A 17118-nucleotide genomic window follows, 5' to 3' on the forward strand; every position below is an offset into this window, starting at 1 on the left:
AACATATGTGGGAATTGGGCCATGAAGCACAGCATCGACATCCTGCGGACGGCGCGGCCGGTGATGGCGCTGCAGGACGAATATCCCGCGGGATATATCGATCCGATGCACAGCCACGATCATATCCAGATCCTCTATGCCTCGACCGGCGTCATGTCGGTGCGGACCCCCGAAACCAGCTTCGTCATCCCCCCGCAGCGCGCGATCTGGCTTCCCGCCGGAATGAAGCACGAGGTCGCGTGCCGCGGCCCGGTTTCGCTGCGGACGCTCTATCTGCCGAACAGTGCCAGCGACCGCGACCGCATATGCCGCGTGTTCGAAGTGTCGAACCTCGTGAAATCGCTGATTCTCGAGGTTGTGGATTTCCCCCCGCTCTACGACATCGGCGGGCGCGAGGGACGCATCGTCGAGCTGCTGCTCGACGAGATCGCGCGGATGCCCAACGCCCCCTATCAGGTGTCGATGCCGACCGACCCGCGCCTCCTGCGCGTCTGCAACGCCATCCTGTCCGATCCCGCCGACCCGCGCGACATCGACGACTGGGCGCGGCTCGCCGCGATGGGACGCCGGACCTTCACGCGCAGCTTCAAACAGGAAACGGGAATGGGCCTTGCAGTATGGCGCCAGCAGGTGCGGCTGATGGAGGCGCTGTCGATGCTCGCGGCGGGCGCCTCGATCACCCGCGTCACCTATGACGTCGGCTACGACAGCCCCAGCGGCTTCGCCGCAATGTTCCGCCGCGCCTTCGGCGTTCCACCGAGCCAGTATCTGAGGCAATAGCGCCCTTTCTCTGCAATAGCGCCCGTTCCCGACGATATTCCGCCCGTTCGCTGGCGCCGGCCAGGGCGGGCCGCATAATCTTCGCTTCCGCAATCCCTGCGGGAGAGGAAGACAATGGGCGAGGCACCATCGGGCAAGGCGCCGTCGCGGCGCAAGTCGGTCGAGGCGATCCGGCACGAATGCGAAACGGCGGCGATGCACCGGACGCTGGGGCCGTTCCAGCTCGTCATGATCGGGGTCGGCTGCATCGTCGGGGCGGGCGTCTTCGTGATGACCGGGACCGCGGCCTCGCACCATGCCGGGCCGGCGGTCGCGCTGTCCTTCGTCATCGCGGCCTTCGCCTGTCTGCTCGTCTGCCTCTGCTATGCCGAACTGGCGTCGGTCCTGCCCGCCTCGGGCGCCTCCTATTCCTATGCCTATGCGGTGCTCGGCCAGGGGTTCGCCTGGGGGCTGGGCTGGATGCTGATGCTCGAATTCGGCCTCGCCGGGTCGGCGCTCGCCGTCGGCTTCTCAGGCTATTTCACCAGCCTGCTCGGCGATTTCGGCCTGATCGTCCCCAAGGCGGCCGCGACGCCGTGGCTGCTGGCCGTCGCGGCCCCCGACGGGATGTCCTTCGCGGTCAGCGGCGGCCTTAACCTCGTCGCGGTGGCGGCGCTTGTCGCCGCCATGCTCGTTGTGATCCGCGGCGTCGCCCATTCGGCGGCGATCAACGCGCTGCTCGTCGTCGTCAAGATCGGCGTGCTGACCGGGTTCGTGATCGTCGGCGCACGCCACATTGATGCGGCGAACCTCACGCCCTTCATCCCCGCCAACGAAGGCGGCTTCCGCTTCGGGGTCGAGGGCGTGTTCCGCGCCGCGTCGATCCTCTTCTTCTCCTATCTCGGTTTCGAGGCGGTGGCGGCGGCGGCGGCCGAGGCGCGCCGGCCGCAACGCGACGTCCCGATCGGCATCGTCGGCGCGCTGATCGCCAGCACCCTGCTCTATGTCGCGGTCGCTCTGACGCTGACCGGCATCGTCTCCTATCGCGCGCTCGACGTTCCCGATCCGATCGCGATCGCGGTGAACGCGATCGGCATGCCGGTCTTCGCGGTGGTCATCAAGGTGGGGGCGCTCGCCGGCCTCGGCTCGGTCCTGCTGGTCAACACCTATGCCCAGTCGCGCATCTGTCATGCCATCGCCCGCGACGGGCTGTTGCCCCCCGCGCTCGCCCGGCTGCATGCGCGCTATCGCACCCCGGTCGCCGCGACGATCTCGGTCGCGACGATTTCGGCGGCGGCGGCGGCGGTCCTGCCGATATCGCTGCTCGCCGACCTCGTCAGCCTCGGCACCTTGTGCGTCTTCATGACCGTCGCGATCGCGGTGATCGTGCTGCGCAACAGCCACCCCGACCTGCCGCGGCCCTTTCGCGTCCCCTTCGGCGGCGTTCGCCTGCGCGGGCGGTGGATCGGGACGGTACCGGTGCTCGCCCTGCTCTCGTGCGTCCTGATGGGCGCCCCGGTGCTGACCGACATCGCGTTGAAGGCGGCCTCCGGCGAGTGGATTCCCGCGGCGATATTGGGAAGCTATATCGCCGCGGGCGCCGCGCTCTATCTTTTCTATGGCCGCCCGCGCACGGCGGGAGGCGCTCCCCTGGATGTTTGAAGCGCCGCGGCGTCGCGGCTGCGGATCGCATCGCCGAACAGCGCGGCGGTCACCGTCGCGGCGTGGCGCGCGTCGTCGACCAGCCCCGACCAGTTGAGGAAGCTGTGGCTGAGCGAGGCATAGTTGAGATAGGTCACGCTGACCCCGTCCCGCTCGAGCCGCCGCGGCACAGCCGATTTCGCATTCCCCGCCTGCCGCCCCCCCGGGGCGCCCCGATTTTCCTTGCTTCCCATCGGCAAACCATCCATTTACAGTCTGAATTGACCGTAAGTGGAGGGTATATGGAACGTCGTGACTTTCTGGGCATGGCCGGCAGCGCGGCAGGGGCGGTGCTGATGGCCGGACCGGCGACGGCCGCACCCGGCAAAGGGCGCGCCGGGTTCCTGTGGGGCACGGCCGGCGCCGCTTATCAGGTCGAGGGCGCGAACGTCGCCAGCGATTTGTGGGTCATGGAGCATGTCGTGCCGCCGATTTTCGCGGACAAGTCGGGCGACGCCTGCGACGTCTATCACCACTTCGACGAAGACATCGCGCTGTCCGCATCGCTCGGCTTCAACACTCATCGCTTCGGGATCGAATGGGCGCGGATCGAGCCCGAGCGCGGGCAGATTTCCGAAGCCAGCCTCGCCTATTACCGGCGCGTTCTCGAATCCTGCGAACGCCGCAAGATGAAGGCGGTCGTCACGCTCAGCCATTTCACCGTCCCGCGCTGGGTCGCCGCGAGCGGGGGCTTTGCCGATCCCGCCAACGTCGAGGCGTTCGCCGCCCATTGCGCGCGTGTCGTCCAGCATATGGGCGACAGGATTCATCTCGCGATCACCTTCAACGAACCCAATCTCGCGACCGTGGTCCGCTGGAGCGGGCTGTCCGAACAATACCGCCCCTATATCGAGGCTGCGCAGAAAGCGGCGGGTGTCGCGCAAAATGCCCCGAACTGGTCGAGCCCGATGCTCGCGGGCGACCGCCAATATGACGGCATCGTCGCTGCTCACACGCAGGCGATTACGGCAATGCGTGCCGCCGGGGCCGCTTTCCCCATCGGCTTGTCGCTGGCCATTCCCGCCGACACCGCCGCCGGTGGCGACGACCGCGGCCTGAAGCGCAAACAGGCCGAGATGCTCGACCGCTGGCTCGCCGCGCCGGGCGATTTCGTCGGCATCCAGACCTATACCGGCGGCGAAGTCGGGCCCGATGCCGACGTTCCGCCCGCGCCGGGCATCGAGGTCACGCAAATGGGCTATGCCTTCACCCCGGGCGCCATCGAGGGCGCGATCCGGCTGGTCGCGGGCCGCACCGACCGCCCGCTCTACGTGACGGAGAATGGCGTCGCGACCGAGGACGACCGGCGCCGCATCGCCTATATCGAAGGCGCCGTGGCGGGGGTCGAACGCTGCCTTGCCGACGGCATCGACCTGCGCGGCTATATCCACTGGTCGCTGCTCGACAATTGGGAATGGGTTGCCGGCTATCGGCCGAAATTCGGCCTGGTAGCGGTCGAGCCCGGGACGTTCCGCCGTATTCCGAAACCCTCGGCGCGCTTCCTCGGCGCCATCGCTAAACGCGGCGGGCTCGCCTGATCGACGGGGTGCGGCACCGGCGCGACGCCGGTGCCGCACCCGCTATCGGGCGGCGGCGTCCACCAGCGCGCTGACCCCCGGGCCGATCTTCACGATCAGGTCGGCGGCGGGCTGCGGGCGCAGGAAGGAATCGAACGGCCGCCACGAGGCCGCTTCCTCCGCTTCCAGTCGCGCCAGCAGGTCCTTCGCCTTTTGCGCCTGCGCGGCGGGCAACGGCTTCCCTGCCTCCAACGCGTCGAGCGCGTCGAGACCGGCAGCAGCGGCGGCGGCGATCGAGGCAGCGGTCGGACGCGCCGGCTCCAGCATAGGGTTGCCGGCCGCGAGCGCCGTGAAGCGCGCTTCCATATCCCGCCAATCGCTGAGCCGCGCGCGCAGCGGCGCACCGAGCGCGCGCTCGCCGCCGACATAGCGCATCGCCTCCTCTGCAAACCGCCGCGCGACAAGGCTGTCGACCGGTGCTGCGTCGGCAAGGGCGTTCAGGGGCTGGACGATGCGCTGGCCCGCGAGCATCGCCTTGATGCGATGGTCGTGCGCCATGTTACGGACCGGCCCGGTGATCGCCAGCAGACCGGCGACCGCGCCATCGTCGTCGGGCGCGATCCGGGCGGCGATCCGCTGCCGGTTCGCCCGATCGTCGAGCCCACTGACGGTGAGCTGCGCCGACACCACCGCGAGCCGGCGGTACATGTCGGCGGTGTCGGTCGTGCTGGCCGGCGACCAGAATCGCTCGGCCAGCGCGGCGGCGCGCGGCCACAGATGATGGTCGATCAGCTCGTCGGTCGCGATCTCGCCCCACAGCGGCGCCTCGGCCCCGATCAGCCATTTTTCCTGCTCGGCCGACAGCGGCGCGCGCGGAAAGTCGACCAGCGCGTCGGTCACGACATTCGCAAGCAGCGGAGAAAGCCCGCGCAGCGCCTCGGCATGGTCGGGCGTCAGCCCGGCCGCGGCGGTCGCCGCGGGGTCGATGCCGTAATGATAGCCCGCGGGCATCAGCAGGTTGAGGTAATAGCCCGCCGACATGATCGTCGGCTGCCCCTTCGCGGTCGCGTCCGCCATCGCGTTCGACGTCTGCCAGGCCTGGACGATGCTGTCCTTGGGGAGTCCCGCGTCCGACACTTCCTCCCATCCGATGACCGTCTTGCCGAGCCGGCGCACGATAGCCGCCGCGCGGCGCAGGAAATAGGCCTCGACCGCCTTGCTGTCGGCCAGATTTTCGCGCGCCATCAGCGCCTTCACATCCTCCGCATCGGCCCAGACCGTCCGGGAAACCTCGTCGCCGCCGATATGGAAATGCGGGTCGGGAAACAGCGGCGCCATTTCGCCGAACAGACGCTCCAGAAAGCGGTAGGTCTTCTCCGATGCCGGGTTGAGCGCGACCTCGGGCTGGCCGAGAAACATCGTCTTCGAAACGGTGCCGACCTCGGGATAGGCGGTGACGAACGCACGGCTGTGGCCGGGGACGTCGAATTCGGGAACGATGCGGATACCGCGATCGGCCGCATAGGCGACAAGGTCGCGAATCTCGGACTGCCGATAAAATTCACCGTCGGCGTTGAGCCTCGGATAGCGCCGGCTTTCGACGCGAAAGCCCTGATCGTCCGACAGGTGGAGGTGAAGCGTATTGAACTTCAGCCGCTCCATCGCGTCGATCTGCCGCTTGAGCGTCGCAACCGACAGGAAATGCCGCGCGGGATCGAGCATCACCCCGCGCCAGGCAAAGCGCGGTGCGTCGGCGATCGTCTGATGCGCAATGGCGATGCCCGACGGCGAAAGCCCCGCGAGTTGCCGCAGGGTCGCATAGGCGCGCAGCACGCCGGTGGGGCCGTCGGCATCGATGACGACGCCCCCGCTCTCCACGGTCAGGCGATAGGCTTCGCCGCGATCGGCGCCGTCCTGCGCCGACCGGCAGGTCGCGCGCACCGGCACCGGCTTCGCGGGATCGAGGATCAGCCCCGTCTGCCGCAGCACGTCGCTGCCCAGCCGGGCCGCGGCGCGGCCGAGCGCCGCCGCATCGCCGCACCCCTGCCATTCGGCCTTCAGCGGCCCTTCGACCCGCAGCACCCCGGTGCCGTTCGGGACCACCGACACCGGCAGCGGCATCAGCGCGGGCGCCGCATGACAGGGGAATGCGACCAGCGCGGCCACCAGTGCTCCAAAATATCTCATCCCCGCATTCCCCTTTGTTCGATCAGTTCGCGGCTTCGGCCTGCGCCTCGGTCACATCGAGGCGCGCTTTCCACGGATCGGCCTTGACCACCGCCCGCCCATCGGCCTGAAAGTCCAGCAGCGGGTCGGCGGCTGCGGTAACTGGCGTCCACGACGGCAGGCCCGCGCCATTGGGGTCGCCGGTGCGGGCGAAATTCACCCAATAACGATGCATCGTGGACGCGACCTCCGCATCGGTCGCACTCACCTTGTCGCCCAGCAGCGCGCCCAGCGTGTCGAACGTATAGACGACCTCGCTCGAATGTTCGGCGCCCTTGGTCGGCTTGCCGCGCTGCGCTTCGGCGACGTAGGAAAAGCGAAACAGCCAGGCGGGTTTGCCGTTCGCCGCGATCGTGCGCGCGACGAGCCGCGCGAGCTCGATCATCGTCCGGTCGCGGCCGATCATGCCGTTGACGTCGTCGAGCGTCGCGGTGCCGGCGGGATCATAGGCGGCGCTCGCCTCGGCCGCGCGCGGTCCGAACGCCGCGAAGGCCGCATCCTTCGATGGCGAGCGATTGAGGCCGAGGTCGGCCTCGTCCGATCCGACGATCATCGGCAGCGATGGTGCGGCTTTCAGCGCTTCGGCGGGTTGCGCGGTGACGATACGGCCATCGACGATCGGCCCCGAAAAGCGGCTCCGCTCGCCGAGGAACAACATGCCGAGCGCGGTCAGATTGCCCGCGATCTTTTCGGCCGGCAGCGCGCGCAGCCTTTCCAGCGCCGCCGCGTCGGCCCCTTCGATGCCAACGCTCGCGGCAAAGGCAACCCCGATCTTCTCGGCCGAAGGATGCGCTTCGCTATCCGCCGCCAGCATCTGCGCGCCGAGCAATTGGGTGCGCCCGCCGCCCGACTGTGCGATCACCCGCCGGAACAGGCCCTGCGCGAGCGGGGAGGCCGCCAGCGCGAGCACCGACTCGCCGCCCGCCGATGCCCCCATGATCGTCACATTGTCCGGATCGCCGCCGAACGCGGCAATATTGCGCTTCACCCATTGCAGCGCCGCAATCTGGTCGAGATAGCCGTAATTGCCCTTCGGCTCGTCGGGCCGCTCGGCGGACAGCGCCGGGTGCGCGAAGAAGCCGAAGCGCCCCAGCCGGTAATTCGGCGCGACGAAGATCACGCCGTCGCGCGCAAAAGCGGCGCCCGAGGCCTCGGCCGGCACATTCGACCCCGACACGAAGGCGCCGCCATGGATCCAGACGATCACCGGCCGCTTTCGGACCGACGCGCCGGCCGGGCGCCAGACGTTCAGGTAAAGGCAGTCTTCCGACGGCTCGAACGCCGGATCGGCCGCCGGTCGCATACAGTTATGCCCGAACCGCGTCGCCGCGCGCACGCCCTGCCAGGGGGTGACGGGCTGCGGCGGCCGCCAGCGCAGGTCGCCGACCGGCGGCGCGGCGAACGGCACGCCCTTGAAGACCTCGGCGCCCTCTTCGGACGCTCCGCTCACCCGGCCCTCGGCGGTCGCAACCTCCTGCGCGGCCGCAGGCACGGCGATCGCCGCGAACAGCAAGACCGCGATAGACAAGCCCCGCACGGGTCAGCGCGCCCGGTCTTCGGCGGCGGCGCTCAGGACCGCACTGCCGGTCAGCATCGGCTCGCCCGCCGATTTGCCGACGAAGAAGCGATAGTCGCCCTGCGGCCGCGTCCAGCGCCCGGCGGCGGCGTCATAGGACAGAAGCAGCCAGGGATCGGCGTCGATCGTCACGACGCGGCTTTCGCCGGGCTTGAGGCTGACCTTTGCCCAGCCCGCCAGTCGATGCGTACGGCCCGGCGCCGCGACATAGAGCTGCGCGACCTCGGTCCCTTCGCGCGTCCCCGTATTGGTGATCCGCGCCGTGACGCTCAGCGTGCTGCCGCCGCGAGACTCCAGGCCGCCATAATCGAAGCTGGTGTAGGTCAGCCCGTAACCGAAGGGAAAAAGCGGCTTCGCGCCGGTCCGCTCGAACCAGCGATAGCCGATGTCGCTCCCCTCGACATAGTCGATCGGGAAGGGATCATATTGAACCCCGATCCCCAGCGGACGCTGCTTTGCCGGGTCGTATCCCACTACCGTCTTGTGCGGAAGCTGCTCGGCGCTGGCCGGAAAGCTGATCGGCAGCCGTCCCTGCGGCGCGCTTTTCCCGGTCAGGATCGCTGCCATCGCCTCGCCCCCGCGCTGACCCGAGAACCAGGCTTCGAGCACCCCGCCGACCTTGTCGAGCCACGGCATGGCAACCGGATTGCCCGTCTGAAGAACGACGACCGTCCGGGGATTGGCGGAGGCGACGGCATCGATCATCGCATCCTGTCCATCGGGGAGCGAGAAATCGGCGTGGTCGATACCCTCCATCTCGGGCTTGACCGCATAGATGACGACCAGATCGGCCGTCTTCGCCGCGTCGGCCGCGCGCGCCGCATCGCTGCCGTCGTCGAAGCTGATCGCTACGCCCGGCAACGCGGCCTCGAGCGCCTTCAGCGGCGAGGAGAGCCCATAGCTCGGCGCGAGGAGCGCCGACAGCGGATTGGCGCCGGGCGCGTCGCGATAGACGCCGCCCCACGGGATGACCTGCGACGATCCGCCGCCGATCGGCACGCCCTTGTCGGCGTGGCGGCCGATAACGACGATCGACTTCGCCGTCGCCGCGAGCGGAAGGATGCCGTCGTTCTTGAGCAGGACCATCCCCGCCTCGGCCATCGCCTGCGCCCGCGCGCTATGCGCTTCGCGGTCGATCGCGCCGCCCGGCGCCGCGCGATGGTCGAGCGCCCCGACCCGCGCCATCGAACGGACGATGCGCAGCGCCATGTCGCGCACCCGCGCCGCTTCGACCTGACCCGCTTTCACGGCGGCGGGGAGGTCCGCGAAATAATCCTTGTCCTGCGGCGACTGCTGGTCGAGCCCCGCCGCGATCGACGGCGCAAGGCTGTGCACAGCGCCCCAGTCGGACATGACCCAGCCCGGATAGGCCCAGTCGCCCTTCAGCACATCGCGCATCAGATGGGCATTCTCGCACGCATAGGTGCCGCCCACCTTGTTATAGGCGCACATGACCGATGCGGGCCGGCCGCGCTTGATGCCGATCTCGAAGGCCAGCAGATCGGATTCGCGCAGCGCCGCTTCGTCGATCCGCGCGTCATAGACGAAGCGCCCGCTCTCCTGCGGGTTCAGCGTGAAATGCTTGATCGTCGAGGCGACGTGGCGGTCCTGTATCCCGGCGATCTGTTCGCCGACGAGCGCTCCCGCGAGCAGCGGATCCTCGCCAAGATATTCGAAGTTGCGCCCGTTCCGCAGTTCGCGCGCCAGATTGACGCCGCCGGCGAGCATCACGTTGATGCCCTTTGCAAAGGCTTCGGCGCCGATCAGCCGCCCCGCCTCGCGCGCCATCGCGGGATCGAAGGTCGCCGCGAGCGACAGCGTCGCGGGCAGCGCGGTCGATTGCTGGCCGGGACGCAGATAGCCGATGTCGGCAACCCCCAGGCTCGCATCGGCGAGATGGAGCGCAGGGAAGCCGACACGCTCGACCGCGGGCACGAAACCGGCGGTGCCGATCGCGCCCTCGGGCTTCGGCTGCCGCATCGCTTCGGGAATGAAGGGCGGCAGCGGAATGCCGAGGTCGAGCAGGCTGCCGCCCGACACCGATTTGGTCAGCGACATCTGCTCGTCGAGCGTCATCGCATCGACGATCGCCACGGCGCGATCGTCCGCCGCTTTTTCCTGCTGCTTGGTCATTCCGTCCGCCTGTTTGGCCGTCACCGGCGTGGCAATAATCGTGGCAACCGCCATGATGGCGGTGGACATGGCGCGTCCCATTTCCCTCTCCTGTTATGTGGTTTTTTCCGGCTCTACCGACAGGACGCCGGTCTGGAGGCCCGCCTCCATCAATCGCTTGAGCACCTTCACCGAATCGCGGATGCTGCCCGGTGCGGGGGCCAGAACCTGCGCGACCGACAGGCCGCGGATCGCCCAGACGACGAGCCGCATCAGCGCCATCGCACCGCGCGAATCCCCCGGTGCGGCAAGGTGCGTGAAATCCAGCGCTTCGCGTTCGATCCGCGCCTGGACCGGCGCAAGCTTCTCGCAAAGCTGGGGGTCGCTGCGCGAACCCTGCAATATCTCGAGCACCGCGACGCCCGACGGCCGGCTCAGAACCTCCCACGCCATGTCGGGATAGGCGAGCAGCCGCTGCTGCGGATCGTCGATGCCTTTCAGATAGTCGCGATAGTGCCGCACTTCCTGCTCGAAGACCGCCTCGACCACAAAGGTCATCAAATCGGCCTTGGTCGGAAACTGGTGGAGCATCGCCCCCCGGCTGACCCCCGCCTTTTCGGCGACGAGCATCGTCGACGCCGCCGCATAGCCATGCGCGTGCAGCGCATCGATCGCCGCCGTCAGCAACGCGTCCCGCGTGCCTGCGCTTCTTTCCGCCTGTGTCCGTCGGCGCACTTTCTCGGCCATCCATCCACTCCACACTTACAAGCAGTATTGACCGTAACATATGTGCGCCATAGGATCATGACAAGCATAAAGGAGCACGCGATGATCGAACGCCGTCACTTTCTTGCCGCCGCCGCGGCCGCGGCGATGCTTCCCAAGGGAGCCGTTGCGGCTTCGCCCAGGCCGGTCATCGGGGTTCAGCTCTACATGGCGCGCGAGCTGCTCGCGAAGGATTTCGAAGCGACGCTGGCCGCCATTGCCGCGACCGGGGTGCGCCATGTCGAATTCGCGGGCTTCTATGACCGGGACGCCGCCGCCATTCGCAGGACGCTGGCCGACAACGGCCTCGTCGCGGTCGGCGCCCATGCGCTGCGCGCCGACATGGACGATGCGGAGATCGATCGGCTGATCGCGCAATGCGCCGGGATCGGCATGGATTATGCCGTCGCGCCGGTGCCGCTCGTTCCGGCCTACCGGGCGCTGGTCGGCAAGTCCGACAACCCTTTTCGCGACGCGATCGCCGCGCTGACGCGCGATGACTTCCTGCGCACCGCCGACCGCTTCAATGCCATCGGCGGCAAGGTCCAAAGCGCCGGAATGCGCTTCGCCTACCACACCCACGGCCTCGATTTCCTGCGCTTCGACGGACGCTATGCGTTCGACGACATGATCGAACGCTGCGACCCCGCGTTCGTCGATTTCGAACTCGACGTCGGCAATACCATTGCTGCCGGGGTTGATCCGCTCCCCTATCTCGAACGCCTCGGCCGCCGCGCGAGCCTGGCGCATCTCAAGGATTGGCGCGGCCCCATCGAGCCGGCGGTCGACCGCATTCCGCCGACCGCGCCGATCGGCGAAGGCGTCGTCGACTTCGCGGCCGTGATGCGGGCGATGACCGCAGCGGGCGTTCGCTACGCCTTCATCGAAGAGGAGGAGACCCCGGCGGACCAGGTGATCGCCGCCATCCGTTCGGCCTATCGTCACCTCGGCCGCCTATGATGCCGTGCGCGCCGCCGACGCCAGCGCGCGCTCGGCGACCGGGCGCATGACGGCATAGCCCGCGGCGTTCGGGTGAACGCCGTCTTCGGAATGCGCTTTTGCCAGCCCCTGCCCGCCGTCATCGAGCGCGGCATGATAGTCGGCGAAGACCAGCTTCTTTTCCGTGGCGAGCGCCCGAAGCCGTTCGTTCAGCGCCGTAATCGCTTCGACCGGCGCGATGTCGGGCCGCCAGTCGAAACGCCGCGCGGGCAGCACCGAGCCCAGCACCACCTCGATCCCGTGCGCTTCGGCCAGGTCGATCATCGTGCGGATATTCGCCTCGATCCGGTCGAGCGACGTCGGCCCGCCGTTCCCGGCAATGTCGTTGGTGCCCGCCATGATATGGACGACGCGCGGCTTCAGATCGATCACATCGGCGCGAAAGCGCGCGAGCATCTGGGTGGTCGTCTGGCCGCTGATCCCGCGATCGATGCGGTCGCCAGTGAAGAAGTCCGGCTGTTCGCGCAGCCATAATTCGGTGATCGAATCGCCGAGGAAGACCGTCCGGTTCGGGGTCGCGGGCGGCAGATCGCGATTCGCGGCGGCGTAACGGCACTCGCCCGCAAAGTCGGCGAGCAGCAAATCCTGCTGCCATTTCGTATAGATAGCCATGCCCTCCTCCGAACGCGGCGGCAGCGGCTCGCCCGCCGCGAGCGCGGTCTGCGCACGCGCCAGATAATCGGCGACGATCGCGGGCATCGGCGGCAAGGCCGCGCAGGGATCGGCCAGGACGCCGACCGCAGGCACGGGCCCCGCGGCCGCAAGCGGGGTCGAAGCCAGAACCAACGGCATGAAAACAAAAGATTTCATGAAACATTCCTCCCCATATCACCGCATCATCCTATCACCCGGGCAACAACTTACAAGCGGTCTTGACTGCTTTTATCTTACAGGCCTATCAAGCGGCATCGGCGCCGCGAGCGCCTTGTTGGGGAGGTTATCATGGTTCGATTTGGCGCGCGGCGCATTTGGCTCGCTTCGGTTGCGGCGGTCGCGCTGCCTGCGACACCTTTATGGGCGCAGGACGCGGAGCCCGGCGCGGCGGCGACCGGCGACGAGATCATCGTCACCGCGACGCGGCGCGAGGAGCGCTTGCAGGATGTCCCGCTGTCGGTGACCGCGGTCTCGGCGGAAAGCCTGGCGCAGTCGGGGCTGAAGGAAGTCAGCGACATCCAGTATCTCGCCCCGAACATCACCTTCTCCGCGACCAATCCCGTGTCGAACGGCGGCGGCTACCAGATCCGCGGCGTCGGCACCCAGACCTATGACAGCGGCGTCGAACAGACCGTCGGCCTGGTGATCGACGGGGTCGTCATCGGCCTGTCGCGCGACCCCGGTTCGACCGGCTTTGCCGACATCGAACGCATCGAAGTGCTGCGCGGCCCGCAGGGCACGCTGTTCGGCAAGAATTCGAGCGCCGGGGTGATCCAGGTCGTCACGAAAAAGCCGCGCATGGACGATGCCTCTTTTTCGCTCGATCTCAAATATGGCGAGCGCAACGACCGCGTCGTGCAGGCCAGCGCCAATATTCCGCTCGGCCAGACCCTCGCGCTGCGCCTGTCGGGCTACAGCAACGGACAGGACGGCGCGATCCCCTATGTGCTGACGCCGGGACGCGCGGTGGGCGACCGCCGCAACAACGGCATCCGCGCCAAGCTGCTCTGGGAGCCGTCGGACAATCTCTCCTTCCTCCTGTCGGGCGAATATCAGACCGCCTTCGCGCGCGACGGCCAGATCATCCAGTCGCTCGGAACCAGCGCCCTGTTCAATTCGCAATTTGCCGGCTTTGCCGAAAAGCCGGGTCCGAACGTCTATAAAAGCTATATGGATGGCGACTGGACCGCGGACACCTCGCTCTACGCGGGTTCGCTCGAAATCAACGCCGGCATCGGCGATCACACGCTGACCTCGATCACCGCTTACCGAAAGCTCAAGACGCTCCAGCTCTCCGACATCGACGCCTCGCCCGCGAACGTCTTCAACAACAGCGACGGCGGCGTCGACAGCCATCAGTTCACGCAGGAGCTTCGCCTTACCTCGCCCGGCGGCCAGCGCCTCGAATATGTGCTCGGCCTCTATTATTATCAGACCGAGAACGGCGGCTACGCGACCCAATATGGCAACTATTACGGCCTGTTCGGGGTGCCCGTCGTGGTCGGCGGCGGCCGCCGCGACGCGACGAACAAGGTGCGCAGCCTCGCCGCCTTCGGCAATGTCACCTTCGCGCTGACCGACGCCGTCAAGCTGATCGGCGGGCTTCGCTACACCAACGACCGGAACCACGGGACGCTCGTCGTGTCGAAGCTGCCCTTCCCGGCCTACGCGCTCAGCGTGCTTCCCGATTACGACGGCACGGTGAAGGCCGATAATGTGTCGGGCAAGGTCGGCGTGCAGTTCGAACCCAGCCGCGACCTGATGCTTTATGCGACCTGGTCGACGGGCTTCAAGGGCCCGGCGATCGACGGCACGGCGGGCATCATTCGCGAGGTCCGCCCCGAAACGGTGAAGAGCTGGGAAATCGGCCTCAAGAGCAGCTTTCTCGACGGGAAAGGCACTTTCAACATCGCCGCCTATTGGTCGAACTATCGCAATTTCCAGGCCCAGACCTTCGACATCACGATCACCCCGCCGGCCTTTTACCTGTCGAACGCCGGGCTGCTGCGCGCGCGCGGCATCGAGGTCGAAACGGGGTTTCGCGTGACCCCGGCGCTGCGCCTCTCGGCCAGCGGATCATATAATGACGCGACGTTCCGCGACTATGACGGGCAATGCTATCCGGGCCAGCCGATGTCGCCGGTGGTCGGCGAGGGCTGTTACGTCGTTCCCGGCACGACGACGACCGTCGCCAATTATCGCGGCTTCCGCCTGCCCAATGCGCCGAAATGGTCGTATATCCTGCGCGCGGATTACAAGCAGGCGATCGGCGGCGACATGGCGATCGACGCCGCGGTCAATTGGGCGTGGCGCACGAAGACCCAGGCCGTGATCGGCGATCCGAAAGCCGAAATCCCCTCCTATGGCCTGCTCAACGGCACCATCGGATTCGGCGCGGCGGACGGCAGCTGGCGGGTCGGCATCTATGCGCGCAACCTGCTCGATAAGCGCTTCTATGCGCCCTATGCCGCGGGTGTGATCAATCCCGACGGCTATTCCAAGATCGTCATGCCCGAAGCGTTCAGAACCATCGGCGGCACGCTGAGTTTCCGCATCTGATCCGACCTGCCGACATTCCGTCTGCCTGTCTGAATCAAAAGCGGCGTTGCCGACGCATCCGTCTCTCTTAATCGTCATCCCGGCCTTCGCCGGGATGACGGAAGACATGCCGGTCAGCGTTGCGCCGTGCAGCAGGTTGATGGAGCCGGCGTGCCGAAAAGACGCTTACCTTCGTCATTCCCGCGGAGTCGAAGCCGGAGCAGGCCGGGAACGGTCACTGCGCTTTGCGGTCAAGAGTGGCTGCCAACCGGTCCAGCTCGGCAGACGCCGCCCTGTCCCAAGCATTTCGTCCGAGCATCTGTTGGACGTTTGAAATGGCGACTTCGACGGAAGTCGCCTTGCTAAAGTTGACGACATCCCGCGCTTCCGTGAGCACGGCAGAAGCGAAAGATGCCGGCGAGAACAGGTTGGGCGCCGCCTTGAACAAGCCGAGATAGTCTCTTTCATATTTGACCGTCTGCCACTGCTGAATGAAAAACCAGAGGCCGAAGCGTATCGCATCGACGGTCTTAAAGCGGGTGCGCCGCGCCATCGCGGGAAAAACCATGGCGGCGGCAAAATAATCATGCTCCTGATCGATCATCCTGATCCAATCCCGAAGCACTTCGAAACCTGTGTCATCAAGCATCGCGAGGGTTAGCGCCGCCTCCGAAAGGGCGCCGGGACTATGGTTGGACGGACCCGATGCGATCGGCCCGAAACCGTTCGTTTCAAGTTGTCGCGCAGCGCTTCCATAGCTTCTCATGAGGTGCCGCAATTCAGGCAGGATCAACTCGATGTCCGCTGCCGCCATCTTGCGGATCGTCTCGAAGAATTTCTTCTCGCCGATCGTCCGTTTGTCGACCCGAAACCGAAACTGAAGCTGCTCACCGAAGACGAGTTGATCTAGCCCGCGTTCTTCGATTCTTCGGCGTATCTCCATGAGCGTCTTCGCTACATCGTGACCGGTCCACCCGGCGCATTCGACAAGGTGGCTTGATCGCTCGCGAACCATTGCCTCAATCGCATTGATCGCTTCGTCTGAAGGGCGGCGTGGTTCCGGCTCGAGTTCCCCCGGAACTGAGATGGTCTGCCCTACATCGCCTTCCAGCGACACATGACGCAAGCCGACGTCGGTGACACTGACCTTCCCTGAATAGCGCGATTCGACTTTTCGCGTGCCTTCGACCAGCCCTACGGTGAAGCCTTGGCAATCCTCGTCCCACTTGATCCCGTCGATCCGTTCGAAGAAGCTTTTGACCAAACGCGTTTCGTGAGAATCCTCGTGACAGGTCAGCAGCAGTTGGTCATGCCCATTCCAAGCCCTGTGATCCTGCCGATCCGCCAAAGGATCAAGCACCGCCACGAGATCGGCGGACAGTTCTTGCTCGGAATAGTAGCAGATGACCAGCCGTCGCTCGACGCCAAGTGGATCAAGACGAAAAAGTTCCAGTGCGAGGCCGAAGCTGCGCCCCTTGTTCCGGGCAAGGTCGGGGTGCCCCTCCCCCCGCTCTTGGGAGGATGAGGTTTTTGGCGAAAACAATTCCGAAAGAAACGCCCTCACTCGGCGTTCGTCGCGCGCTGGCGTGCCTGACCTGATCACCGAGCCGAGGTGCGGACGTAGAGCCCAGCGTCCATCGGGACTAAACCAGCCCAATATACCACAATGGAGGTGGAGATGGTTCCACGCGATCAGATCGGTCGTGCTGACCCGCACGTCCGCGCTTATCGGATCGAGCACAGCCACCTCATTCAAGCCGACGCAAATGATATGCCCGTCGTCGCGCGGCAAGACGACATGTGCGTGAAAGTCCGGGGCGATCGCTATCCTTCGGTTCACCTTGCCGTCGACCGAGAGTTGACGAAGATACTGGGCGGGATTGGGGAAGTTGAAATCTCGCTTTTTAGTCGACTCGATGACAAAGACCGACCGATGCGTCGGTGCATAGCACCATGGGTGCGCCTCGCCCGGCCTGCTGTATGTGTTAAGTCGATCGCTGGTCTCAATGTTGGTTCGGTGCTGCTTTACTGTGTCGAAAATGGCGACGCTGGTGTCCCTGGAACCCCGCCTGCCGATCGCCAGCAAATATCGCTCGTCGAGCGCGATTAGCTCCGCACGGCGATCCTCGAATGGCAAAAAATGCCAGGCGCTGTCAGTCCCCGGATCGATTTCGGCAACGGTCAGATCGGCATCGAGCGAAAATGTTCGAATATCCATGTCGTCCTAACACGATAGTGGTGATCTTGACCCGGTAACATCCGCAGCCACTC

General features: G+C 66.4%; 12 protein-coding genes. 5 read left to right on the plus strand and 7 right to left on the minus strand.

Going from position 1 to position 17118, the window contains the following annotated elements:
• The first annotated feature begins 21 nt into the window (after positions 1-21).
• Complete coding sequence (locus ACVENA_RS12340) at positions 22-780, plus strand: helix-turn-helix domain-containing protein (protein ID WP_449325598.1); 759 nt, start codon at positions 22-24, stop codon at positions 778-780.
• Between the two features lie 114 nt (positions 781-894).
• Positions 895-2421 carry an amino acid permease gene (locus ACVENA_RS12345; protein WP_449325599.1) on the plus strand — a complete coding sequence of 509 codons (1527 nt, stop codon included), beginning with the start codon at positions 895-897 and terminating at the stop codon, positions 2419-2421.
• On the opposite strand, the gene ACVENA_RS12350 is transcribed toward ACVENA_RS12345, so the two are convergent.
• The gene (locus tag ACVENA_RS12350) at positions 2376-2591 is read right to left on the minus strand and encodes a hypothetical protein (protein ID WP_449325600.1); all 216 of its coding nucleotides are present in this window, start codon (positions 2589-2591) and stop codon (positions 2376-2378) included. The two genes, ACVENA_RS12345 and ACVENA_RS12350, sit on opposite strands and share 46 nt — an antisense overlap.
• Positions 2592-2702: 111 nt before the next feature.
• Between ACVENA_RS12350 and ACVENA_RS12355 the strand changes: the two genes are divergently transcribed.
• Positions 2703-3998 carry a glycoside hydrolase family 1 protein gene (locus ACVENA_RS12355; protein ID WP_449325601.1) on the plus strand — a complete coding sequence of 432 codons (1296 nt, stop codon included), beginning with the start codon at positions 2703-2705 and terminating at the stop codon, positions 3996-3998.
• A 42-nt stretch (positions 3999-4040) separates the two neighbouring features.
• Here ACVENA_RS12355 and ACVENA_RS12360 read toward each other — a convergent pair whose 3' ends face one another.
• Genes ACVENA_RS12360 through ACVENA_RS12375 form a run of 4 tightly spaced genes read right to left on the minus strand, consistent with a single transcriptional unit; the run spans position 4041 to position 10638 of the window.
• A complete protein-coding gene (locus ACVENA_RS12360; protein ID WP_449325602.1) occupies positions 4041-6164 on the minus strand; it encodes a beta-N-acetylhexosaminidase in 2124 nt (707 codons plus the stop codon).
• 22 nt (positions 6165-6186) lie between these two features.
• Complete coding sequence (locus tag ACVENA_RS12365) at positions 6187-7740, minus strand: carboxylesterase/lipase family protein (protein WP_449325603.1); 1554 nt, start codon at positions 7738-7740, stop codon at positions 6187-6189.
• Positions 7741-7743: 3 nt separating this feature from the next.
• Complete coding sequence (locus ACVENA_RS12370; RefSeq protein WP_449325604.1) at positions 7744-9981, minus strand: beta-glucosidase; 2238 nt, start codon at positions 9979-9981, stop codon at positions 7744-7746.
• A 24-nt stretch (positions 9982-10005) separates the two neighbouring features.
• A complete protein-coding gene (locus ACVENA_RS12375) occupies positions 10006-10638 on the minus strand; it encodes a TetR/AcrR family transcriptional regulator (RefSeq protein ID WP_449325605.1) in 633 nt (210 codons plus the stop codon).
• An 81-nt stretch (positions 10639-10719) separates the two neighbouring features.
• Between ACVENA_RS12375 and ACVENA_RS12380 the strand changes: the two genes are divergently transcribed.
• Positions 10720-11616, plus strand: a complete 897-nt coding sequence (locus ACVENA_RS12380; protein WP_449325606.1) for a sugar phosphate isomerase/epimerase family protein — start codon at positions 10720-10722, stop codon at positions 11614-11616.
• On the opposite strand, the gene ACVENA_RS12385 is transcribed toward ACVENA_RS12380, so the two are convergent.
• Positions 11611-12465, minus strand: a complete 855-nt coding sequence (locus tag ACVENA_RS12385) for an SGNH/GDSL hydrolase family protein (RefSeq protein ID WP_449325607.1) — start codon at positions 12463-12465, stop codon at positions 11611-11613. The two genes, ACVENA_RS12380 and ACVENA_RS12385, sit on opposite strands and share 6 nt — an antisense overlap.
• 132 nt (positions 12466-12597) lie before the next feature.
• Here ACVENA_RS12385 and ACVENA_RS12390 point away from each other — a divergent pair, with 132 nt between their 5' ends.
• Positions 12598-14868: a TonB-dependent receptor gene (locus ACVENA_RS12390; RefSeq protein ID WP_449325608.1), complete on the plus strand. Its 2271-nt coding sequence runs from the start codon at positions 12598-12600 to the stop codon at positions 14866-14868.
• 214 nt (positions 14869-15082) lie between these two features.
• Here ACVENA_RS12390 and ACVENA_RS12395 read toward each other — a convergent pair whose 3' ends face one another.
• The gene (locus ACVENA_RS12395; RefSeq protein WP_449325609.1) at positions 15083-17065 is read right to left on the minus strand and encodes a hypothetical protein; all 1983 of its coding nucleotides are present in this window, start codon (positions 17063-17065) and stop codon (positions 15083-15085) included.
• Positions 17066-17118: the final 53 nt, after the last annotated feature.

It is taken from the genome of Sphingopyxis sp. 550A, from assembly GCF_053569535.1.

Coding starts and splice junctions, on each gene's coding strand:
- ACVENA_RS12375 (WP_449325605.1), bottom strand. CDS start 10,638: ATGGCCGAGAAAGTGCGCCGACGGACACAGGCGGAAAGAAGCGCAGGC.
- ACVENA_RS12385 (WP_449325607.1), bottom strand. CDS start 12,465: ATGAAATCTTTTGTTTTCATGCCGTTGGTTCTGGCTTCGACCCCGCTT.
- ACVENA_RS12360 (WP_449325602.1), bottom strand. CDS start 6,164: ATGAGATATTTTGGAGCACTGGTGGCCGCGCTGGTCGCATTCCCCTGT.
- ACVENA_RS12370 (WP_449325604.1), bottom strand. CDS start 9,981: ATGTCCACCGCCATCATGGCGGTTGCCACGATTATTGCCACGCCGGTG.
- ACVENA_RS12395 (WP_449325609.1), bottom strand. CDS start 17,065: ATGGATATTCGAACATTTTCGCTCGATGCCGATCTGACCGTTGCCGAA.
- ACVENA_RS12390 (WP_449325608.1), top strand. CDS start 12,598: ATGGTTCGATTTGGCGCGCGGCGCATTTGGCTCGCTTCGGTTGCGGCG.
- ACVENA_RS12345 (WP_449325599.1), top strand. CDS start 895: ATGGGCGAGGCACCATCGGGCAAGGCGCCGTCGCGGCGCAAGTCGGTC.
- ACVENA_RS12355 (WP_449325601.1), top strand. CDS start 2,703: ATGGAACGTCGTGACTTTCTGGGCATGGCCGGCAGCGCGGCAGGGGCG.
- ACVENA_RS12380 (WP_449325606.1), top strand. CDS start 10,720: ATGATCGAACGCCGTCACTTTCTTGCCGCCGCCGCGGCCGCGGCGATG.
- ACVENA_RS12340 (WP_449325598.1), top strand. CDS start 22: ATGAAGCACAGCATCGACATCCTGCGGACGGCGCGGCCGGTGATGGCG.